We start from the raw sequence: 20745 nt of genomic DNA on the forward strand, positions 1-20745 counted from the left end.
GGTGTCCCCCGTCTCAGTCTGCGCCTGAGTGTCAGCTCCGGTCTCACCAGACGAGCCATCCGAGACCAAGTCGTCGCCACACGCAACGGTGAGCGAGAGGGACAGAACCGAAACAACCATGAGATGCTCGCGGGAGCGCATCGCGCGATCATAGCCAAGATCACTCAGTGTGATCAGGGCCGGGCCGAGCCGTGGCGCCAGATCGCGTTGGAGACGAACTCAGTGCCAGTTTCGGGACCGCGCAAAAATCTATAGCGGGCCACACGCTCATCGTGCCGAGTCGCCGACCGGGCGGTCGCGATCACAGCCCGCGCTCAGCTCAGAAGCTCCCGCAGCGCGGAATCGATCGCTGAGAATTCAAATTCGAACCCGGCGGCGAGCAGGCGCTTGGGCACCGCTCGCTGGCTGTCGAGCAGCAGCGCCTGGCCCATCTCCCCGAACAACACCCGGACCCCGAGCTTGGGCACGCGCATGAAGGTTGGTCGCCCGAGCACCCGACCGAGCGCCGCAGTGAACGCCGCGTTGTCCACGGGGTTTGGCGCGGCCAAGTTGTACGCGCCGATGCAGTCGTCGTGATCGAGCAAGTACATCAACGCCGCGGCGACGTCCCGCACGTGCACCCAGGCCATCCACTGATCACCGCGGCCGATCTCGCCTCCGAGCCCGAGCCGAAACGGACCGAGCATCGTCCCGAGCGCGCCGCCGTTCGCGTCCAACACCACGCCGAACCGCGCCAGACACAGTCGAACGGGAGGCCCCGGGAGCTGCTCCACCTCCCGCGCGGCGGCTTCCCAGGCCTGGGTGACGCCAACTAGGAATTCATCCGCGCTGCCTGGCTGGCTGTGTTCGTCGAGCGGCTCGGCGCCCCGGTCGCCGTAGATCCCCACCGCCGAGGCGTTGATCAACACCCGCGGCCGCTCGCTCGCCGACGCGATCGCCTTGACCACCGAGCCGGTCGCGTTTGTCCGGCTCTCCAAGATCTTGCGCTTCTTTGTGGCCGTCCAGCGCCCGGCGATGCTCTCGCCGGCGAGGTTGACCACCGCGTCGAAGCCCGACAGCGCGTCGGCAGCATCGAAACCGCGGCGGGGATCCCAGCCGATCATGGACGGCCCCGGCGAGCGCGACACGCCCACGACCTCGTCACCCCGCTCGCGCAGGGCCGCGCTCAGGGCTCCGCCGATCAGTCCTGTCGCCCCTGTGATCGCCACGCGCATGCTCGACCAGGCTAGCAGGACTTTGCCCGCCCGCGGTGGCGGGCCTGCGCCTCGTGAAGCACGACGAGGCGCGGGCCGGTACGGACTATGAACGCCAGACGCTGGCTTCGCGCGCGGCGAAATCCTCGAAGCGCCCTGGCGCGCGCCCCAGCACACGCAGCACGGCCTCGGACACCCGGTCTTCGGCCCCGGCGGCGATCGCCGTGTCCATCGCCGCGAGCGCGTCCGCGTACGCGGGGAGCATGCCCATGGCGACCATCCGATCGCTCAACTGGGCCTGCGTGAGCGTGTGGTGGCGGACGGGGCGGCCGGCCACGCGCGAGAGGATCGCGGCGACCTCGTCGTACGACAGCGTCCGCGGCCCGGTCAGGATCAGATCTTCGTTTGTGACCTCGACGTCGGTCAGCGCCCGAACGGCGACCGCGGCGATGTCCTCGGCGTCGATGAAGCCAATCCGCCCCTCGTTCGCGGCCGTGTAGAGCAGGCCCTCGTCGCGGATGGTTGCGAGGTGCTGCGCCTCGGAGAAATTCTGCATGAACCAAGTCGGCCTGAGCACGACCCACTCGGGCGCGTGGCGTCGCAACCACGTATGGACCTCGCCCATCATGGGTCCGCCCTCCTCCACTGACGACGCGCTGAGCAGCACAAAACGCTGGACCCCTTGCTCGAGCGCGCGCTCGAGCAAGGGGGCCATGATCGGCAGCTGCTCAATCGCATCGGTGGGCGCGAGCACGTAGATCGCCGCGACGCCGTCCAACGCGGCCGCGTGGGTCGCGTGATCGGACCAGTCGAAGCGCACGACCTCAGGCCCAGCTGGCGAGCGTGACGTCGTTCGGGGCTCGATGCCGCGGGAGCGCAGCTGGGCCGCGATGCGCCGGGCGGTCTTGCCAGATCCCCCGGTCAAGAGAACGCGGCCGGTCATTGGGCTGCGCCCCCACTCGCGGCGCGCAGGGCCTCGACCCCACCCACAGCCGAGAGCACGATCAGCGGGTTCCAGTAGTCGCGGTAGTGGACGATCTGCCCCTCGCGGACCCGGATCACCGATATGTAGCGCTGATTGTAGGGCTCGCCGGTTTGCACGCCCCGGCCCGTGCAGCCGAACTCGAGCACGAATACGCCCGCCTCGCGGCTCGGGTGCACGACCAGATCGTGCATCTCGTCGAACTCGAGCAGACCCGCGACCTGCTCGAGGTGGCGGGCCAGCGCCGGGCGGCCCTCGAGCCGCTCGACGCTGCCGGTCGGGCTGTACGGGAACTCCATCACGACGTGGTCCGCGAGCATCTCGAGGAAGGTCGTGGCGTCGGTCCGCAGGGCGTCGCCTAGGGCACGCCGCAGGAGGTCGGAGAAGCTCGAGATCGGGTCTGGAAGTGGGGTCGAGTTCATGGTGTTGATCCTGACTGGATGGAACGGTATCGTTCCGACCAAGATATGAGCCAAGACCGGACGAAACGCAAGCGTTCCGACGCTCCGGCGAACGATGAGTCGACAGATACATCGACACGGGCGCCGAGCGGCGCGGCGGTGATGCAGCCGACCGTGACCGCCGCGCTGACTCGGGCGCTGTTCGAGGAATGGGCCGCGCGCGGCTACGCGGCCATCAGCCTCGAGCGCGTCGCCAAGACCGCCGGCGTGGGCAAGGCGGCCCTGTATCGGCGGTGGTCCTCGAAGCTTGCGATGGTCAGCGAGTGTTCGGAGCAGCTCGGGATCGAGCTGGCGACGATTCCAGACACCGGCACGCTCGAAGGCGACGTCCGCAAGCTACTTGGCGGCCTGCGACGGCTGCTTCGCCACCCGATCGTCAGCCGAATTTTGCCGGACCTGCACGCAGAGATGCCCCGCAATCCCGAGCTGGCCCAGGCGATCCGTGGGCGCCTTCAGACCGAGCGCCGCCGTCGAGCCGCGACGATCGTCGAGCGAGGGATCGCCCGAGGCGAGCTCGACGAGCGTGTCGATCCCGAGCTGGTCAATGACATCCTCGGCGGCGTGATCTACTGGCGGATGATCGTGACCGGGGGCCAGGCCGACAGCCGCTATCTCGACCGTCTGACTCGCTTCGTCGTCGCCGGCATCCGTGAACAGGTCTCGCGCGAGTGAGCGCGAACCGGTGGCGCGGGTCTCGGGGCGTCCGTGAGCCAGTTCAAGCCAGCTTGGTCATGTCGCCCGCCCCGCGCCGTCGCGCAGTCCGTCGGTCAGAAGATCGACCATGCGCTGACTGTGGAGCGCTCCCCTCGTCCGCCGAGTCCTCGTCTGATGTAGGATCGCGGACCCACAGCTGCCGATGACTCTCCCTGGTACTCACGCGCTCGGTCTCGGCGTGTTGTTCACGCTCTTCGCCAGCGCGTGCGTGAGCGTGCCGCTGGCCGACCCGGTCCAGTTTGCGGTCGACGACGACCAACTCCGCGACGCCGGGGCCCACCGCGAGATCAACGCGGCCGCGCAGTCCCTCAGCGCCGATCCGGCCCTGCATCTGCTCATCGTCGGTCACGCCGACGAGGACAACACGGAGGACTACAACCGCGCGCTCTCGCTGCGCCGGGCCGAGAGCGTCCGCGCGCGCATCCTCGTCGCGGCGCCCGATCTCGAGGCCCGCGTGCGCGTCGAGGCTCGCGGCGAGTGGGACGCCACCGACCCCGGGTCCGACGAGCAGGCCAAGTCCCGCAACCGTCGGGTCGAGCTGCGGTTTTACTACCCACGCCACTGCGAACCCTCGTTCGACGCCGCGTTCTTGGCCTGCGAGTGGTCGCGCCTGCCCGAGCCCCCGCGAGCGCCCGCGCCCGAACCAGCGCCCGACGAGCCGGGCCCCGAGCTCGAGCCCGAACCAGCGCCGCCGTCGGCCCCGTCACCGCGCCAGCGCCAGGACTTTCGCGGGCCGTACTTGTTCGGCCTGGGCGGCTACGCGATAAGCTCGGGCGAGTACCTGCGTCAGCACGGCCGCTGGGGGGTCGGCGGTGGCTACCTGTGGGGGATCGGCGACGAGTTTCGGATCGCGCTGGGCATGCAGTTCGACCACCTGATTGACGTCGGCTTCCTGTTCGCGCAGTCCGGCGGCTGTGCGCCGTTTTGTTCGCGGGTCGATCGCAGCCAGATCCGCGTGGCGCCCGAGCTGCGGATCGGCGGCGCGCGCGGGGGCCTGTGGGGGTGGCTGCGGCTCTCGGCCGGCCTGGTCATGCAGCACAACGAGGCGCGGCTGGGCCAGGAGGCCGACCAGCCCGAGCCGGTCGAGCTCACGGCGGCGCGCTGGGATCCAGGGGCCGTGTTTGGGATCGGCCCCGGGATCGCCGTGACCCTGACCGCCCACCTGTTCTTGCTGATCGACGCGACCGTGAGCTACTCGGTGGTCCCCAGCGCCGGCGGAGGCGGGGGCGGATCAGGCATCTACGACGCTGGCGCAGGCCTGGGCTGGGTTTTCTAGCGCGGGCGCGCGCGGTCTGACACCCGGAGATCGCGCAAATTTGGTCCGGCGGACAGGACGCTTCCCAGCGCGCCCGCTCCTGGGTTACGCTGCGCGCCAAGCCATGTTCGATTTCCCCATCGCCGAGCTGATCACGCCTGAAGAACAAGTGGCAGTCGCCCGCTGCGTCGCGATCATGGCGTCGAAAGACGACGACGTCGCCGACAGCGAACGGCACTTCGTCGAAGAGCTGATGGGCCAAATGATGCTCCTCCCCGAGGAGCGCGATCGCGTCCGCCACGAGTTCGACAAGCCCAACGACATCGTCGAGGTCGCCAAGGGCGTCAAGCATCGCGAGGCCCGGATCTTCTTGTACTACCAGGCCGTGTGCGCCGCGATGGCCGACAATGTGCTGGTCGAGGGTGAGATCGACGCGCTGCTGTCACTCGCCCAGGCGTTCGAGTTCGACACCGAGGTCGCGCGGCTGTTCGTGACGTGGGTGCAAGACAGCCTCGAGCTGCGCGAGCGCGGCCAGCAGCTCCTGATGGAGCTGTAGTTCCGTACTGCTGCAACCCCGAACGAATCTCGGGCTCGAGGTACCGGGAGGCCGTCGTGCATTGCACCACGGACTTCTAGGTTCAGATCCGCGCGGGCGGTAGGCTCCCGCCATGCCCATCACATCTGCTCGCGCGTTCGCGTTGCTCAGCTCGCTCGGGATCGGGATTGCCTGCACAGACTCCGGGGGCAGCGCCGAGACCTCGAGCGCGCAGACGGATGACGGCACGGGCGCTGGCGACGGTGATGGCGACTCGGGCGATGGCGATGGCGACTCGGGCGATGGCGATGGCGATGGCGACTCGGGCGACGGCGACGGCGACCCGGGCGACGGCGACCCAGGTGACGGCGACGGCGACTGCGAGCCGATCGTCCTGAGCTCACTCGAGGCGTTCCCCACGGCCTCTGGCGCAGGATCGATCGCCAGCGGGGGTCGGGGCGGCGCGGTCCTTCACGTGACCAACCTCGCCGACAGCGGGCCCGGCAGCTTTCGCGCGGCGATCACCGCGACGGGCCCCCGCACGATCGTGTTCGACGTCTCGGGCCGGATTGACCTCGAGTCTCGAATCGAGCTGATCGACGTGCACAGCGATCTCACGATCGCAGGCGAGACCGCCCCCGAGGGCGGGATCACGATCGCAGGTAATACGCTGCTGTTCGCGGGCGGGTACGACCTGCCCACGCTCCCAACCGACAATCTCATCATTCGCCACACCCGGTTCCGCAATGGGAGCTACACGGGGGAGCCCGACGTCTACGACCACAACTGCATCATTAGCGGTGGGACTGACCGGTTCATCTTCGACCATGCATCATTTAGCTTTTGTGACGACCAAGCGATCTCGATGATCTCGCCGTGGGGTCCGCTGCAAGACGGCACCGTCCAGCGCAGCATCTTCTCGGAGAACGCGACGGCGATCATCTTTGGGCTCGCAGAGGTCTATCCGGCCGACCGGATCAGCACGCTGGAGAACTTGTTCGTGCATCAGAGTCACCGGACGCCCAACATCGGCGATGGCGGCAGGTACGACGTCATCAACAATGTCGCGTTCAACTGGGGCGGACGACTGACGAACGTCAACGGCGCCAGCCCGGAGGTCAACTATGTGGGCAACCACCTGACGGCGGGGGATGACTCGGGCGCGAACAACAAGGTCCAGCTCGGCGGGGGCGACCACAGCCCCTCGATCCATACCGCCTACAACTACCACAGCGTGCTGTATCCGGCGCCGCAGCTGGACGACCGTGGCATCTGGTCCGACTTTTGGACCAACGACCCCGTCGCCGACATCTACTTCACCACCACCGCGCACCCGCTGCTGCCGAGGACGAACGTCCTCGACGCCCAGGCGGCCCGCGAGCTGGTGTTGGCGGATGTCGGCGCCAACGCGTTTGTCAGCGACGATGGCGTCCCCGGTCGCTACCTCGACGACTATGACGTCGAGCGGATCAACGACGTCGTCAATGAGGTCAGCCGCGATCCGTTCAACAAGTCATGGACCCAGCCGGTCCTGCCGCTCAACACCCGCGCTGACGGGTTCTACTCGTCGTTGCCGGACATCCCCGCGTTCTTCGTGGAGGCCCACGGCATCCGCTCCAACGCGGACGTCATCGACGAGTACTCGTTCGGTGCGTGCACGATCGTGAACGCAGCAGGCTACAGCGCCTTCGAGATGTACCTGTTCTTCGCGGCCGGCGACTGGGATCGGCTGCAGGGCTGACCGGGCCCGGGGTTTCGGATATGCTCGGCCGCATCGCATGACTGGCCGCGCACGACTCTCCAGCCTCACACTGTCGCCCCTGGTGCTCGGCCTGCTCGTGAGCGCGGTTGCGTGTGGCGGCGAGGCCACTGGCGGGACCTCGCCGTTTGCCACGGCCACGCTCACCAACGCCAGCGCCAGCGCCAGCGACACGAGCGGCGGCGATGGCGACGGCGATCCCGGTGACGGCGACGGCGATCCCGGCGACGGGGACGGCGATCCGACGCTGTTCGACGTGGGCAGCGGCGAGGGCGACGGCGACGGCGACGGCGACGGCGAGTGCACGCTCCCGCACACGCCCTGCGACGCCGACACCAGCGACCCGTTCAACGCGATCGGCCTCGGCTGCGTCGGCGAATTGCAGATCAGCCCCTCGATCGACGCCCACCAGGACGGCATGGGGATCCGCTCGAGCTTTGGCGCGACCGACACCTACGATCCGCGCGAGGGGTCATCCTACTTCGTGCTCTCGACTGGCCACGTGGCCGAGCTCGACGACGAGCCGACTGACCCAGGCAACCAGATCTTCCATTGCAACAAGTGGTTCTCGCCCGGCGACGGGATGGACACCACCCAATTTCCGGCGCCGATCAAGAAGACAAACGTCAACGGCGATTGCCTGGTCGACCCCGGGTTGATCGGCACGGGCGACTGCTCGAACACGATCCAGGCCCAGTTTCAGCAGAGCGGGTTCAAGTACGACTATCAGGAGATCCGCCTGACCACGACCGTGCCCGACGACGCGCACGCGCTGGCGTTTGACGTGGCCTACTTCACGACCGAGTGGCCCGTGTTCGCGGGGCAAAACTACAATGACATGTTCATCGCGTGGCTCGAGGCGCCGAACTGGACCGGCAACATCTCGTTTGACGACAGTGGGCACGCGCTGTCGCTCAACGCCGCGTTCTTCGACTACGAGGACCAAGATGGACAGCTGCCCGAGTTTGCGGGCACCTGCATGCGCTACGGGGCCGGCACGCCGTGGCTGACGACGACCGCCGAGGTCGTGCCTGGTGATCAGATCGAGCTGGTGTTTGCGATCTTCGACCTCGACGACGTCAACCTCGACAGCTTCGTGTTCCTCGATAACTTTCGGTGGCTATGCGAGGGCAGCGGCGGGCCCTCGACCGTGCCCATTCCCTGACCTGCGACGCTTGGCAAGCTAGCGATGGCGTTGGGAACACGGTCAATCCCTGGCCTTCGAGATTCGCAGGCCGAGCGCGCCAACGGACGTCACCAACGCCAGCCACGTGACGGCGGTCCAGCCCCAGGTCTCCAGCAGCACGCCGCTCAAACCCGCGCCGATCGACATGCCAATGAACATGCCCGTGAACAGCACGGCGTTGAGCCGGCTGCGCGCGGCCGGCTCGAGCCCGTAAATTATGGTTTGGTGGGCGATCAACGTCACCTGCACGCCGAGATCAAAGCCGAGCACGCTCACCCCGATCAGCCACAGCTGTCCGTGCGGTGTGAGCAAGGGCGCTAGCGCGATGATCCCAAACGACAGCGCGGCCAGCCCCGCGCCCAGCCGCGTCACCAGCACTGGACCCTTTCGATCCGCGAGCCGGCCAGCCACGGGCGCAGCGAGTGCCCCGGCCGCCCCCGCCAGACCAAAGGCCCCTGCCGCTGCGCTGCCCAGATGAAACGGCTCGTCGTGCAGCATCAGCGCCAGCGTCGACCAGAACGCGCTGAAGCCGACCGACAACAGACCCTGGGCTATCGCCGCCCGGCGCAGCGCGGAGTGCCGCCGCCACAGGACCAGCAGCGATCCAAGCAGCGCCGAATAGGCCAACGCCGTGGTCGGCTTGACGCGGGGCAGGCCGCGCATGGCCAACACCCACACCACGACGATGCTGGCGGCGGCGCCCAAAAACATGGTGCGCCACCCGAAGCTCTCCGCCACCAGCCCACTGATCACCCGCGACAGCAAGATGCCCATCAGCACCCCTGTCATCACCGTGCCGACCACCTTGCCGCGACTCGTCTCGGGCGCGAGTGTGGCCGAGGCCGACACGACATCTTGAGCCAAGGTCGCGCTCAGGCCGATGACGAGGCTCGCCGCCAACAGGATCTCGAGGTTCGAGGCGACCGCGCTGACCAACAGAGCTCCGGCGAGCACGGCCGCTTTGATGATGATGATGCGCCGACGGTCGAAGCGGTCACCGAGCGGCGCGAGAAACAAGATCCCAAACGCGTAGCCGAGCTGGGTGAGCATCGGGACCAGGCCGATCTCCGTGTCCGAAGCTCCGATCGCCTCCGCCATCACCGCCAGCATCGGCTGGCTGTAGTAGAGCGAGGCGACCGCCAGGCCGGCGATGCTCGCCAGCAGTCCAATCAGAGCCGGGCCGAACCGAAGCGCCCGAAATTCCGCGGAGTCGGCCATCACCTCGTCATGCGAAGCTTGAATGAGGCTCGCCATGCATTTCACCGTAGCGTGTCACCGGGTTGGCTTGTAGACGGCCGAGAAACATATCAGTCATACTTCGGGCGTATGACCAAGTCTCCCCAATCCGAGATGCGCCGCGGCTCCCGTCCGGTCGCCACCTGGGGCACGACGGATCGGCTCGACCTGCTCCAGACCTACGTGCAGATCATCGAGGCGGGCAGTCTGTCCGCCGCCGCGGCTCAGCTCGGCACAACCCAACCCACGGTCAGTCGTCGGCTACAGCAGCTCGAGCGAGCCTTGGGGCGACAGCTGCTGAACCGCTCGACCCACAAGATGAAGCCGAGCAACGACGGTGAGCGCTGCTACCGTCGGGCCAAGGAGCTGCTGGCTAGCTGGGAGGCGTTCGACGCCGAGCTCAAGGGCGACGACGCCGAGCCAGAGGGCCTGCTGCGCGTCGTCGTGCCCCACGCGTTTGGTCAGCACATGCTCGTCGACGTGGTCGCGGAATTCATGCGCCGGCACCCCAGGGTGACCATCGAGTGGGAGCTGCGAGACACCGCGCCAGACTTCATCACCGAGGGGGTCGACTGCGCGATCTTGGTAGGTGAAGTCCGCGACCCGCTGACTGTCGCCATTCGCCTGGCCGAAATTCCACGAATTGTCGTAGGCGCGCCGTCGGTGCTGAACGGGGCCAAGCGGCCGAGCAACGCGCAGGAGCTCGCCCGCCTGCCCTGGCTAGCCTTCAAGACGTTCTATAAAAATGATGTCACGCTCAGCCACCACGCCACCGCCGAAGTTTGTCGGCTCACGGTGCGCCCGAAGTTTGGCACCGATAACTTGTACGCGCTGCGCAGCGCGGCCCTGCACGGTCTGGGCGTGTGTGTGATGTCCACGTGGATCGTCAGGGATGAGCTCGCCAAGGGCAGCCTGATCCGCCTCGCTCCGGACTGGGAGGCACCGCCGCTGCCCCTGTATTTGACTTACCCCTACACGAAATTTCAGCCGCCTCGAGTGCGTCGCTTTGTGGACGCGACGCGCGAGCTCATGACCGCCGCGCTGGGTGACACCGTGATCGAGAGCCCAGCACGAAAGCCCAGGTCGCCGGGCTGATGCCGCGAGCAGCCGATCAGTTTGGAGTCGCGTCGTCAGGTGCGTCTGGGGCCGGTCAATCCATATCAGGCCGAAGCTGTATCCGGCTTACTGCGAGCGCCGAGTCGACAACGGCAGGAGCGGCCCCAGATGTGCCTGGCGTCGTGAAGTCAAACCGGTCGGTGCTCTAGGAGACCTAGTCCACGACGACCGGGATCTCGAGCACGTTGTTGTCGTAGCGGCGCTCGACCAGGGTCGAGTGGGCCTTCTCGTCCGGCGGCATGTTGACCTCCATGCGCAGCGTGTACTCGCCGACCGGCACGTCGGTCACGTCGATCCACTGGCAGTCGAGGTGGGCCCCGTAGGTGTCGGACCAGCCCAGCGTCAGGCCCTGATTGAAGCAGGTGTAGACCCGGTCTTCCTCGCCCAAGAAATCCCACGCCCAGCTGTCCCAGTCGACCAGGCAAAACGCCTGCTTGTGACCGGCGGCGATCACATCGTCACCGTCGAGCAGGTAGTACGCGGCGTAGTTGTCGAAGTGGTGGTGCGCGTGGCAGGGCGAGAAGGTGTAGAGATCCGGGTGGTTGGCGGGGATCCCCAGGACCAGGTCGCGCGCGCCGACGTTGGCGGTCTTGGTGTCGAAGCGCAGCACCTTGCGCCAGCCAACACCATCGACGCAGCCTTCGTAGAGCGAGCACGAGTCGGGCGCGACCCAGATCAGCTGGGTGTAGACCGACAGATCCCAGTCGAGCACGGTCAGATCCGGCGCGTCGCAGCCGAGCGGACCGGTGAGCGGACCGCCCGGCTGCAGCGGGGGCGTGTCGCCGAGCTCGGGCGCTGGGTAGTCGCAGCGATAGACCCCGTCGTAGACCGGCCCCTCGGGACAGCACAGCAGCTCGGCCCCGCAGGCCGGCTCGGGGTTGTTGGGATCACACAGCGAGCCCAGGCCCTGCGCGCACACGTCGGTGTTGGGGTAGCCCTCGACCAGGACCTCGTCAATCGCGGCCTCGACGACCACGGCCTCGGGGACCACCAGATCAGTAGCCGTGATCCGCAGCCGCGTGTCGGGGACCAGCTCGATCCCGCAGGCCGCGAACGCGACCGATGTCCACAGATTCTCGGGCTTGGCCCCCGCCCCGCCGTCGAGCTTCTCGAGCACGTGGACGGTGACGCCGCCTAAGGCGTCGGGATCGGGGACCAGCAGCGCGAGCTCGAGGCTCACCCCGGTCGGCACCAGATCCGAGCGATAGAAGAAGCGCGCGAGTGAGACGCTGATGCTGGTCGCGGAGCTGGGATCGAACGGCGGTGAGGTCAGCACCACCGCGCCACCGTCGACGTCGGCCTGGCCGTGCGTGCCGCCCGGGTTGTCGCCCGTGAAATAGCAGTCGCCCGCCTGGCAGGCGCCGGGCTGAGCCAGCTCGCTGTCGACGTCGTAGACCTGCTGCGGCGTGCCCCGAACCCACGCGCCCGTGCTCGCGTCGCCGCTGACGGTCCAGCCCCGATCGTCGGAGAAGTCGTCGAAGAACAGCAGCTTGGTGTCGCCGTCCCAGCCGGTCGTGAAGCTCCACGTCTCGCTGTCGGGTGACTCGACGCTGGGATCGTCGCGCTCGAACGCACGCACGCGCCAGGTGTAGCTGCGCTCGCTCAGCAGGTTGAGCGGGCCCGTGCAGGTGCCCGCGAACCCGTACTCGCCGGTCTCGCCGTTGGCGAGCTCGACGTCGTCAACCCACACGCGATAGCCGAGTTCGTCGCCGTCGGGATCATTGGCGGGGTCCCAACACAGCTCCGACACCACCGCGACGTCGAGCGACTCGTGGGTGGGGCTGGCCAGGCGCGGCGCGGCGGGGGCCTGATTGGGCGGCGCGTCGGTGTCGCCAGCGGACTCGCTCGACCCGCCGTCGGCCTCGGCACCCGGCGCGGGCTGGCAGCCCACCCCGAGCAGACCCAGGACCAGCGTGACGCCCGAGCGAGTCAACCTGGCGCCCACGCGCCCTCGTCGAAGTTCGGGAACGTGACCGTGCAATTGGCGGCGCTGGTGATGCCCTCGATGCGGACGATCCCATGCCGATCCGTGCGCCGCCTGACGACCTTGCCGGTCGCGAGGGTCACCTCGCACATGATCCCCACGATGCCGCTGTCATCCTCGCCGACCAGCAGGATCTCGACCCAGTGGGGCTGCTCGTCGAACATGGGCTGCAGCTGGGAGGGCATGACCTGCGGCGGCTCGTAGCGCTCGATCACACCCGGCGTGACCCGGGGGACCACCGTGGGCAGCTCGTGGCAGACCACGCCCGTGAACGAGTCAGCGCCCGCGCCCCTGCGAACGTCACGGTGTCGAACGTGCTCGGGGCGGTGACTCGCAAGCTCGCGCTCGAGCCCGCGAAACGCTGGGTCGCCACGGTGCAGCGCGAGCAGCCGCCGAAGCTCGAGCGGCGTCAGCTTGCGAGCCCCGCGAGGCGCCGAGGTCCGACGGTCGCCGAACTCGTACTCGACACCTCCCAAGCGGATGCGACGGGCCCACACGCTCGATCTTCTCACACGGTTAAAACCCCGACAACCACGGCTTGCTCGGGTCCGGTCAGCGTTGCAGGCTGAGGTCGTGCACGGCGCGATCCCACGCAGGCGCGAGGCGCTGCACCACAAGCTGGCGGGAGCCTTGGTCGCCGCCGCGCTGGTGACCGGCGCTGGGGTGGGGTCGGTCCACGCCGCCAACGAGGCCCATGTCCGCACGCCCGTGTTGTGGCCGACGACGTGCGGGCGCGTGATCGATCGCAGCGTCGATCCGATCGCCCACTTCGAGTATGGGATCCCAGCGCAAGACACGACGATCGGGCCCGACGAGCTGCCCGACAGCCGCACGCACCAGTTCGTCGCGCTGTGTCGCCAGCACCCGCTGACCGAGCTGCTCCCGGTCTGGATCACCCGCGACGACGTTCAGCGCAGCGTCGAGCTCGGCCTGCTCGAGCCAGACACGGTCACCTACCGGGAGATCCTCGACGAGACCACGGTCTGGGCCGGCTGCTTCACCCGCATCACGGCCGATGACGATCGCCGCCCGATCAGCTTCGAGCAGGCGGCGACCGGGGTCGACTGGGACACCAGCGCGGTCGAGCGCGGCGTGTGGACGATCGCGGGCTACACCTTCGAGCCCAGCTTGAACCTGTGGCGCGAGCGGCCCGGGTTCGTGAAGATCCTCGACGACCCCAGCGACCCCGCGCAGGACCTGCCGGCTGTGGCGCTGCTCGGGCAAGAGCAGGCCGCAGCGCCCGGCGAGGCGATCGTGCTCGAGGCCTGCGTGGACGCGTACGGCCCGGCCGAGATCACGATCGAGTGGGCCCTGTTCGCGCCCTCGCTGAGCTGGCAGCCGCTCGCCACGCTGACCGCGGACGCCGACGGGCCCCTGGACCTCAGCGTGGTCGCGCCAGCCGCGGCCGCGAACTCGGAGATCCTGATCCGCGCCCGGATCGTCGACGCGCTCGGGCGCGAGTATGTCGGCCACGCGCCCGCCCGGGTGGCGGTGCTGGCTTGCCCCGATCCCGGCCCCGCGTGCGTCGAACCGCCGCCACCCGAGCGCCCCGAGGCAGGCTGCGCGACGACATCCCAACCACCGAGCGGGCTGTTGCTCGCGATCGCGTGGCTGCTCGCGTGGGTCCGCGTCCGTTCACGCCGGACGGATCAGCCCGCGGGTGGCCATGCGCGCGCGCAGCATCGCCACGCTGTCTCGCGACGCCCGGATCCAGCCGCGATCGCCCCCGGGCTGGCCCTTGGCGACCATCGCCGCGAGCTCGAGCTGCCCGCCGAAGTTGGCCCCGGGCACGAACACGGTCGGATCCGCGGGCGCCACGACGATCGGCAGGGCGATCGGCGGCCGCGGGTTGTCGATCAAGTCCGGGTCGATGCAGCTCGACAGATCCGCGGTCGCGGCCACCCGCTCGTTGAGCGGCGCCAGCCCCCAGCGGACCGCGACCGTGGCCGCGATCGAAGCATGATCGAACACGGTCCCGTTGACGCAGCCGGCCCGAACCTGCCCGCCCACGACCAAACTCGGGACCCGAAACCCGAGCTGCTCGAACCCCGGGTGCGGATCGACGGTCAGCGGCGGCGGGACGTGGTCATAGAAGCCGCCGTGCTCGTCATAGGTGACGACCAGCAGCGTCCGTCCCCAGTTGGGGCTGGCCGCCAGCGCGTCGTAGATCTGGGCGACGAACGCCTGGCCGTCGCGGACGTCGGCCGGCGGGTGATCATCGTTGCCGATCACGGGCCCCGCCGTCAGCACCGGATCAATGATGCAGAAGCTCGGCAGCTCGCCGTTCTCGGCGTCGGTGAAGAACTCACCGAGGTGGACCACGTGCTCGGCGTCGCCGGGGGTCCCGTAGGTGATCACGAACGGCAAGTTCGCGTAGTAGTAGCGATGCGACACACCCGCGTCGGCGAGCTGATCGAAGATGCTCGCGACCCCCTCGATCGGATCGTTGGACTGGGTCCCGGCCGAGTCGGCGCAGTGCAGGTAAAAGCGATTGGGCCAGGTCGACGACATGACCGAGCAAAACCAGCGATCACACAGGGCGTACTCGTCGACCAGCGCGTGATAGACCCCGAGCTGCGGCCGCAGGTAGTAGTTCATGACCTCGGCGAAGGTCGCGGCGCCCTTGCTCTCGAACTCGGTGACGAACCCGTCGTTGGCGCCCGCGTTGAACTGCGCGTGCGAGGCATTCCACGAGTGCGGCGGATCCTCGTCGTGGACCCACAGCCGGGTGTTGGCCACGCTGATCGGAGCGCCCTGGATCGTGGGGTTGGTCTCGGCCCCGGTCAGCCCGTCGACCGGCAGGCCCTCGACCAGCGACAAGCCGCCAAAGTAGTGGTCGAAGCTGCGGTTCTCCATCATCACGACCACGATGTGATCGATGCCAGACAAGAGATCGGCGGGGCTGAGATCGCTCGACTCGCACAGCTCGTAGCCGCCCTCGTCGGTGTCGGTTCCGGTCTCGGTGTCCGTCTCGGTGCTCGAGTCTCCGGTCTCGGTGTCGAGATCGCCATCGCCGTCACCCGTGCCACTTCCACTCCCAGTCCCACTCCCACTCCCACTCCCAGCGTCCGACTCGCCGCCACCGTCAGCGCCCGAGTCCGTGCACGCGCCGACCGTCGCAACCCCGACCCACGCGCCCAGGCCCTGCAGCGCGCGACGCCGCGAGACACCGAGGCTCGAGCCTGACGGGCCTGACCCCGCTCGGCGAGCTCGAGCACGGGAACGGCGAATTCGAACGGGCAGCGAGGCCATGCGCTCGTCTAACATGAGTTCTCATCTCGCGGGCTGGCCACCACGCTCTCGCTGACCGGTCGCAATCGCTGACGCGTCGCGCTTGACCGGTCTCGGGGCCGCGGGTACGGTTTCAGACCGCTGGTCCAACTCACGGTCGGTCCGCGGTCCAGCGCGACCCAGAACCCCCACAGATGCCCCTTCAACGGTTTGAAAAGCTCGATCCAGACCGCCAGCAGGCGATCTTGGCGGCGGCGCGGACCGAGTTCGCGGCGCGCGGCTTCTCCGGCGCCTCGTACAACGCGATCATCAAGGCGGCGGGCCTCTCGAAGGGGGCCATGTACTACTACTTCGCCGACAAGGCGGACCTGTGTCGCACCGTCATCGAGCGGGTGCTCGCGCAGCTCGCCGACGCCGCTGGCGAGCTCGGACCGTTCGACGACGCACCGGGGTTCTGGCGCGAGATCCGGGCCCTCACGGGTCGAGCCATGCTCGAGATGCTCGCGATGCCCGAGCTCGCGGACCTGACTCGCCTGATCTACGGCGAGGGCAGCAGCTCCGAGATCCTCGGCCCGCTGATCGAGCGCGCCGAGGCCTGGTGCACCGAGACCCTCGCGGCTGGCCAGCCCGTCGGCGCGGTCCGCAGCGACATCCCGCTGTCGTTCTTGGCGACCGCGGTGCTCGGCTTGTTGGTCCACACGGATCGCTGGATCGCCGAGCGCCTCGACACCCTCGAGGCCGCGGAGCTCGAGCGACTCAGCCTCGCGTGCCTCGACATGGTCGAGCACCTCGCGACGCCGGTCCCCGATCCGAACCCAGCCCGTGCCTAGCGAGGGTGGGAACGCTATAGTCGCGCCCGCATGCGAAGCCGCACCACGCCCTGGCCGCGCAGGCGCTTCCTCCACGCCGCGGGTGGACTCGGCGCGATGCTGCTCGCACGCGACGCCCGGGCCGCGCCGCCCAGCCGGCCCGAGCCACCGCCGGATCTGCTCGAGGAGTACGACGATCTCGGCTTCGACCTGTTCGCGCCGCGCAGCGGCCCGCAGCTCGAGCTCGACCTCCCCCAGCTCGAGTACGGCGGCGACTGGAACCCCCGGCCCGGCGCGCTGCGGCAGCTCGGCCAGGAGCTGCGCCTGCGCACTCGACTCGCGCCAATGCGCGATCCCTCGATCGTCAGCCTCGATCCCGCCGAGCTGTTCCAGACCCCGTTCGTGTACATCGCCGGCCGCGGCGGGCTCCCGGGCCTGGTCGGCAACGAGCAGGCCGAGGGTCAGCTGCGCCGGTTCGTCGATCTGGGCGGCATGATCGTGTTCGACGACGCCGACGGCGGCGCGGACTTTGGGTTCGGCCGTGACGTCGACGCGCTGGTCGGCGCGATGCTGCCCGGCACCAAGCTCTCGCGCGTGGGCGCCGACCACGTGCTGTATCGCAGCTTCTACATCATCGACTTTCCGGCCGGTCGCACCCGCGCCCAGGATCACGTGCTCGGCGTCCAGGACGAGGGTCGGATCAAGATCCTGGTCATGCCCAACGACCTCGGCGGCGCGCTCGCGCGGGGTGACGACGGGTACTACCGCTGGAACTGCACCCCGGGCGGCAGCATTCAGCGCGAGTGGGCGATCCGGTTCGCGGTCAACATCCTGCTCTACGCGACCTGCACCGACTACAAGTCCGATCGTGCCCACGTCGAGACCCTGATGCAGAGCCGAAGGGGCCGCTGAGCTCTGATGCAGCGCGAGTGGAGCCTGACGATCGGGCACGAGCCGGGGCTGCTGGCGTGGCTGTTGGTGATCGCGTGCGTCGGTCTGGCGCTGGTCGAGCTGGTCGGCGTGGTCCGGCGGGGGCTGGCGCGCAGCTCGGGCAAGCCCAACCCGCGCGCCCGCGCAGGCCTGGCCGCGGTCGTCGGCCTCCGCGTGCTGGCCGTGCTCGCGCTGCTCGCCGTGGTCCTCGAGCTCGGCGTGCGGATCCAGACCTATGCTGGCGCCAGTCGGCGCGTGGTCGTGCTCATCGATCACTCGGCGAGCATGGCCCTGGCCGACGGTCCCGCGGACGCCAAGCCCGGCGAAGCCACGACCGCCCGGTTTGATCGGGTGCGCGCGCTGTGGTCGGCCGCGGCCCAGGCCCGCGAGGACTGGCGTGAAGCCGGCGTCGACGTCGAGGTGCGAGGCTTCGCCAGCGACGTGACGGCGCTGACCCGCGCCAGCGCCGACGCGCTGGAGCTCGAGCCCACGGGCGGGGCCTCGGAGCTGACCCACGCGCTCGTGGAGCTGGCCGAGGCCGACGCGGGCGAGGGCGCGCCGCTGGCGGGTGTCGTGGTGATCTCGGACGGCCTGGTCACCCACGATCGCGCGGGCACCCAACACCTCGCCGCGGTCGTCGACACGCTGGGTGTGCCGGTCACCAGCGTCGCCGCGGGCGGGCCAACGATCCGCGACGTCTCGATCTCGGCCCTGCACGTGGGTGAATTCGCGTTCGTCGAGAACCTCACCGAGTTCTCGGCCGTGCTCGTGGCCCACGGCTGCGAGGGTGAGCGGGCCGAGGTCTCGCTGCTGCGAGATGGCGAGCCCGTGGCGACCAAGCAGCTGCGGCTCGACGCCGACGGGGAGCAGCGCGAGCTCCGGTTCGAGGTCGCGCCCGATCGCACTGGGCAGTTCGTCTACGAGTTCGCCGTGACCCCGCTCGCGAACGAGGCCAGCGTCGCCAACAACCGGCGCGCGTTCGTGATCAAGGTCCTGCGCGACAAGGTCAGGGTGTTGCACGTGGCCGGCCGCCCCGACTGGGACGTCCGCGCGCTGCGGACCCTGCTCAAGCGCGACCCCAACGTCGAGCTGCTCAGCTACTACATCTTGCGGGACATGGAGGACACGCTGCGCGACGACGAGACCGCGCCGCTGAGCCTGATCGCGTTCCCGACCGAGCAGCTGTTCCGCGAGGAGCTCGGCAGCTTCGATCTCCTGGTCATGCACAACTTCGACGCCGCGACCCACGGCGACTACCTCGGCAACGTGGCCACGTACGTGCGCGAGGGTGGCTCGCTGGTGGTGATCGGCGGCGACCTCGGGCTCGGCTCGGGCGACTTCGCGGTGCCCGAGTTCACCAAGCTCATGCCGATCGACATGCGGACCGCGCTCGAGCTCGATCGCAAGCCGTTCGCGCCCAAGCTGACCGAGGCCGGCCGACGCCACCCGATCACCGCGTGGCTGGGGTCATCGGGGCGCGGGGACTGGCATGGGCTGCCGGCCCTCGACAGCTTCAACCCTGCAAACCATGCACGCGACGGGGCCGAGGTCGACGCGACCGCGCTGCTGGTCCACCCCGAGCGCCACGCCGCCGACACCCGATTGATGCCGCTGCTCGCGGTCTCCGAGCCCGGCAAGGGTCGCGTCGTCACCCTGACCACTGGCTCGACCTGGCGGCTTGGCTTCGCCCCGGATCTGCCGTTGATCGACGGCGCCCGCCCCTATGATCTGCTGTGGCTGGGGGCGGTGCGCTGGCTGCTGCGCGACGCCTCGGCCGAGCGGCTGGTCCTCGAGATCGGTCAGACCGAGCACGCCCTCGGTGATCCGGTCGAGCTCTCGGTCCGCACGCTCTCGGCCAGCTACGCGCCCGAGCCCGCGGTCGTGGTCGACTACCAGGTCCGCCCGCTCGACCCCGCCCGCGCGCACGAAGCTGCCGCCGCCGAGGGTCAGCTGTCCACCGATGGGCTCGGCCGCGCCACGACCCGGATCGAGGACCTCCCGGCTGGCGCCTACGAAGCCACGGCGTGGCGAGCCGACGACCGCGAGCAGCCCGACGACGACGAGGGAGCTGAGCTGGGCCAGGCGGCGCGACGCGTGTTCTTGATCGGAGCAGGCGGTCGCGAGCTCGCGCTCGTCGACGCGGACCCCGGGACCTCGCTGCTGCGCGACCTCGCCCAGCGCAGCGGCGGCGAGTTCATCGAAGCGATCAACGGCGACGAGCTCCCGAGCGCGCTGAAGCTCGCCGACCTCGACACGCTCGAGCGCAGCGCGACTGGCCGCGAGGATGTCCCGCTGTGGGACAGCTGGATCGCCCTGTTGGTCGCGATCGCGGCGTTCGGCGGCGAGTGGGTCCTGCGTCGGCGGATCGGCGAGCGTTGATCGTCAGACCGCGGGCGGCAGCTGCCCGCGCGCGAACGAGAGCGTCGCCGACTCGGCGATCCCGAGGTTGGTGCGGACCTCCTCGAGCATCAACTTCTCTTCGTCCGCCACGTGCCCATCGGAGGCCGCGATCTCGGCGAGATAGCCGAACACCAGCCCCTTCTCCTTGTCCTCGAGGATCCCGCCGAGCAAGAACGCGAGCTCCGAGACGCCCGGCAGATCCTTGTGGTTGGCCAGGACCTTGAAAAAGTCGTCGGCCACGAAGTCCACGAACAGCTGGCGGCCGACCTCGATCGTGACCGCGACCTCCTCGTCTTCGACCTTGCCGTCGGCGGCGATCATGGCCGCGGCCAGGCCGTACGCCACGCGCAGGGGATCCGCCTCGGCGCCGTCATCGGGGATCCCGGCCTGCTCGAGGGCCCGCTTGACCCCCGCCTCGTCGGACCGCACGAACAGCCCCCGGACCGCGCCGTAGGTGATCATCATCGGGTTGAGCACGACCGCGGTCACGCTGAACCACCCGATCAAGGAGGAGACCCCCACTTCCTTGTAGATCGCCCGCCGGACGCAGCGACGGCAGCCCATGAATTTGCGAACGCCGAGGGTGTGGGCGACGACCATGCCGCGGACGTAGGGGATCGTCGCAACCGTCTCGATGTCGCGCTCATGGCAGTAGGGGCAACGCTGGCTCATCGTCGGCTCTCGCCCCGATGGTAGGACGAATTCGGCGTGCGTGGGCAGCACCGCGCCGCTGCGCTCGGCGAACGAGCGCGAGCGAGGCGGCAGCTGGCTCTCACGCCCGCGTGAGCAACAACACCGCCCGGCTCTACGGTGGGGTGGCGACTTGGCTCGCGCTGCCGGCCCGCCGGGGCGGCGGCAGATGGATCGGGTTCGGGTTCTCGGCCGTGTCCTGGCCAGCTCACGCCGATGCGTGAGACGACATCAGCGGCGAGGACGATGGGATCCGAGCCGAGC

General features: G+C 69.0%; 18 protein-coding genes. 9 read left to right on the plus strand and 9 right to left on the minus strand.

Going from position 1 to position 20745, the window contains the following annotated elements; all coding sequences use genetic code 11:
* Window positions 1–314 precede the first annotated feature (314 nt).
* The 3 genes from ENSA7_RS00005 to ENSA7_RS00015 all read right to left on the minus strand — a co-directional run bounded on the left by ENSA7_RS00005 (window position 315) and on the right by ENSA7_RS00015 (window position 2597).
* Window positions 315–1214, minus strand: coding sequence for a TIGR01777 family oxidoreductase (locus ENSA7_RS00005; RefSeq protein ID WP_106087117.1), 900 nt, complete (start codon window positions 1212–1214; stop codon window positions 315–317).
* Between the two features lie 85 nt (window positions 1215–1299).
* Window positions 1300–2136, minus strand: coding sequence for an ergot alkaloid biosynthesis protein (locus ENSA7_RS00010; protein WP_106087118.1), 837 nt, complete (start codon window positions 2134–2136; stop codon window positions 1300–1302).
* Window positions 2133–2597: a nuclear transport factor 2 family protein gene (locus ENSA7_RS00015; RefSeq protein WP_106087119.1), complete on the minus strand. Its 465-nt coding sequence runs from the start codon at window positions 2595–2597 to the stop codon at window positions 2133–2135. Before ENSA7_RS00015 ends, ENSA7_RS00010 begins: the two co-directional genes overlap by 4 nt.
* A gap of 141 nt (window positions 2598–2738) precedes the next feature.
* On the opposite strand from ENSA7_RS00015, the gene ENSA7_RS00020 reads away from it, so the two are divergent.
* From ENSA7_RS00020 to ENSA7_RS00045, 5 genes are all read left to right on the plus strand, one after another.
* Window positions 2739–3308: a TetR/AcrR family transcriptional regulator gene (locus ENSA7_RS00020; protein ID WP_244923669.1), complete on the plus strand. Its 570-nt coding sequence runs from the start codon at window positions 2739–2741 to the stop codon at window positions 3306–3308.
* A gap of 184 nt (window positions 3309–3492) precedes the next feature.
* Window positions 3493–4626 carry an OmpA family protein gene (locus ENSA7_RS00025; RefSeq protein WP_106087121.1) on the plus strand — a complete coding sequence of 378 codons (1134 nt, stop codon included), beginning with the start codon at window positions 3493–3495 and terminating at the stop codon, window positions 4624–4626.
* A 103-nt stretch (window positions 4627–4729) separates the two neighbouring features.
* Complete coding sequence (locus tag ENSA7_RS00030; protein WP_106087122.1) at window positions 4730–5161, plus strand: tellurite resistance TerB family protein; 432 nt, start codon at window positions 4730–4732, stop codon at window positions 5159–5161.
* Between the two features lie 112 nt (window positions 5162–5273).
* Window positions 5274–6881 (plus strand): hypothetical protein, encoded by a 1608-nt coding sequence (locus tag ENSA7_RS00040; RefSeq protein ID WP_181232802.1) that lies wholly within the window; start codon window positions 5274–5276, stop codon window positions 6879–6881.
* 37 nt (window positions 6882–6918) lie between these two features.
* Entirely contained in the window at window positions 6919–8064 is a 1146-nt protein-coding gene (locus tag ENSA7_RS00045; RefSeq protein WP_146157144.1) for a choice-of-anchor L domain-containing protein, read from the plus strand.
* 42 nt (window positions 8065–8106) lie between these two features.
* On the opposite strand, the gene ENSA7_RS00050 is transcribed toward ENSA7_RS00045, so the two are convergent.
* Window positions 8107–9303, minus strand: coding sequence for an MFS transporter (locus ENSA7_RS00050; RefSeq protein WP_219907883.1), 1197 nt, complete (start codon window positions 9301–9303; stop codon window positions 8107–8109).
* Between the two features lie 108 nt (window positions 9304–9411).
* On the opposite strand from ENSA7_RS00050, the gene ENSA7_RS00055 reads away from it, so the two are divergent.
* Window positions 9412–10416 carry a LysR family transcriptional regulator gene (locus ENSA7_RS00055; protein WP_106087126.1) on the plus strand — a complete coding sequence of 335 codons (1005 nt, stop codon included), beginning with the start codon at window positions 9412–9414 and terminating at the stop codon, window positions 10414–10416.
* Window positions 10417–10591: 175 nt separating this feature from the next.
* Here the strand turns inward: ENSA7_RS00055 and ENSA7_RS00060 are convergent, their stop codons facing one another.
* The 4 genes from ENSA7_RS00060 to ENSA7_RS00070 all read right to left on the minus strand — a co-directional run bounded on the left by ENSA7_RS00060 (window position 10592) and on the right by ENSA7_RS00070 (window position 15688).
* Entirely contained in the window at window positions 10592–12382 is a 1791-nt protein-coding gene (locus ENSA7_RS00060; protein ID WP_181232804.1) for a lysyl oxidase family protein, read from the minus strand.
* Window positions 12367–12918, minus strand: a complete 552-nt coding sequence (locus ENSA7_RS42910; RefSeq protein WP_181232806.1) for a hypothetical protein — start codon at window positions 12916–12918, stop codon at window positions 12367–12369. Before ENSA7_RS42910 ends, ENSA7_RS00060 begins: the two co-directional genes overlap by 16 nt.
* A gap of 55 nt (window positions 12919–12973) precedes the next feature.
* The gene (locus ENSA7_RS00065) at window positions 12974–13894 is read right to left on the minus strand and encodes a hypothetical protein (protein WP_106087128.1); all 921 of its coding nucleotides are present in this window, start codon (window positions 13892–13894) and stop codon (window positions 12974–12976) included.
* Between the two features lie 162 nt (window positions 13895–14056).
* Complete coding sequence (locus ENSA7_RS00070) at window positions 14057–15688, minus strand: alkaline phosphatase family protein (protein ID WP_106087129.1); 1632 nt, start codon at window positions 15686–15688, stop codon at window positions 14057–14059.
* Between the two features lie 158 nt (window positions 15689–15846).
* Between ENSA7_RS00070 and ENSA7_RS00075 the strand changes: the two genes are divergently transcribed.
* Genes ENSA7_RS00075 through ENSA7_RS00085 form a run of 3 tightly spaced genes read left to right on the plus strand, consistent with a single transcriptional unit; the run spans window position 15847 to window position 19770 of the window.
* Entirely contained in the window at window positions 15847–16482 is a 636-nt protein-coding gene (locus tag ENSA7_RS00075; protein ID WP_106087130.1) for a TetR/AcrR family transcriptional regulator, read from the plus strand.
* A 30-nt stretch (window positions 16483–16512) separates the two neighbouring features.
* Window positions 16513–17373 carry a DUF4159 domain-containing protein gene (locus ENSA7_RS00080; RefSeq protein ID WP_106087131.1) on the plus strand — a complete coding sequence of 287 codons (861 nt, stop codon included), beginning with the start codon at window positions 16513–16515 and terminating at the stop codon, window positions 17371–17373.
* Window positions 17374–17379: 6 nt separating this feature from the next.
* Entirely contained in the window at window positions 17380–19770 is a 2391-nt protein-coding gene (locus ENSA7_RS00085) for a hypothetical protein (protein ID WP_106087132.1), read from the plus strand.
* 3 nt (window positions 19771–19773) lie between these two features.
* Here the strand turns inward: ENSA7_RS00085 and ENSA7_RS00090 are convergent, their stop codons facing one another.
* Window positions 19774–20463, minus strand: coding sequence for a tellurite resistance TerB family protein (locus ENSA7_RS00090; RefSeq protein WP_146157145.1), 690 nt, complete (start codon window positions 20461–20463; stop codon window positions 19774–19776).
* Between the last annotated feature and the right edge of the window lie 282 nt (window positions 20464–20745).

It is taken from the genome of Enhygromyxa salina (assembly GCF_002994635.1).
Classification (GTDB): domain Bacteria; phylum Myxococcota_A; class Polyangia; order Nannocystales; family Nannocystaceae; genus Plesiocystis; species Plesiocystis salina_B.

Bases quoted from the DNA above. Each gene is read 5' to 3' on its own strand.
- ENSA7_RS00020 (WP_244923669.1), top strand. From the start codon at position 2,739: ATGCAGCCGACCGTGACCGCCGCGCTGACTCGGGCGCTGTTCGAGGAA.
- ENSA7_RS00040 (WP_181232802.1), top strand. From the start codon at position 5,274: ATGCCCATCACATCTGCTCGCGCGTTCGCGTTGCTCAGCTCGCTCGGG.
- ENSA7_RS00075 (WP_106087130.1), top strand. From the start codon at position 15,847: ATGCCCCTTCAACGGTTTGAAAAGCTCGATCCAGACCGCCAGCAGGCG.
- ENSA7_RS00045 (WP_146157144.1), top strand. From the start codon at position 6,919: ATGACTGGCCGCGCACGACTCTCCAGCCTCACACTGTCGCCCCTGGTG.
- ENSA7_RS00090 (WP_146157145.1), bottom strand. From the start codon at position 20,463: ATGAGCCAGCGTTGCCCCTACTGCCATGAGCGCGACATCGAGACGGTT.
- ENSA7_RS00080 (WP_106087131.1), top strand. From the start codon at position 16,513: ATGCGAAGCCGCACCACGCCCTGGCCGCGCAGGCGCTTCCTCCACGCC.
- ENSA7_RS00085 (WP_106087132.1), top strand. From the start codon at position 17,380: ATGCAGCGCGAGTGGAGCCTGACGATCGGGCACGAGCCGGGGCTGCTG.
- ENSA7_RS00010 (WP_106087118.1), bottom strand. From the start codon at position 2,136: ATGACCGGCCGCGTTCTCTTGACCGGGGGATCTGGCAAGACCGCCCGG.
- ENSA7_RS00025 (WP_106087121.1), top strand. From the start codon at position 3,493: ATGACTCTCCCTGGTACTCACGCGCTCGGTCTCGGCGTGTTGTTCACG.
- ENSA7_RS00055 (WP_106087126.1), top strand. From the start codon at position 9,412: ATGACCAAGTCTCCCCAATCCGAGATGCGCCGCGGCTCCCGTCCGGTC.
- ENSA7_RS00030 (WP_106087122.1), top strand. From the start codon at position 4,730: ATGTTCGATTTCCCCATCGCCGAGCTGATCACGCCTGAAGAACAAGTG.
- ENSA7_RS00050 (WP_219907883.1), bottom strand. From the start codon at position 9,303: ATGGCCGACTCCGCGGAATTTCGGGCGCTTCGGTTCGGCCCGGCTCTG.
- ENSA7_RS00005 (WP_106087117.1), bottom strand. From the start codon at position 1,214: ATGCGCGTGGCGATCACAGGGGCGACAGGACTGATCGGCGGAGCCCTG.
- ENSA7_RS00070 (WP_106087129.1), bottom strand. From the start codon at position 15,688: ATGTTAGACGAGCGCATGGCCTCGCTGCCCGTTCGAATTCGCCGTTCC.
- ENSA7_RS00015 (WP_106087119.1), bottom strand. From the start codon at position 2,597: ATGAACTCGACCCCACTTCCAGACCCGATCTCGAGCTTCTCCGACCTC.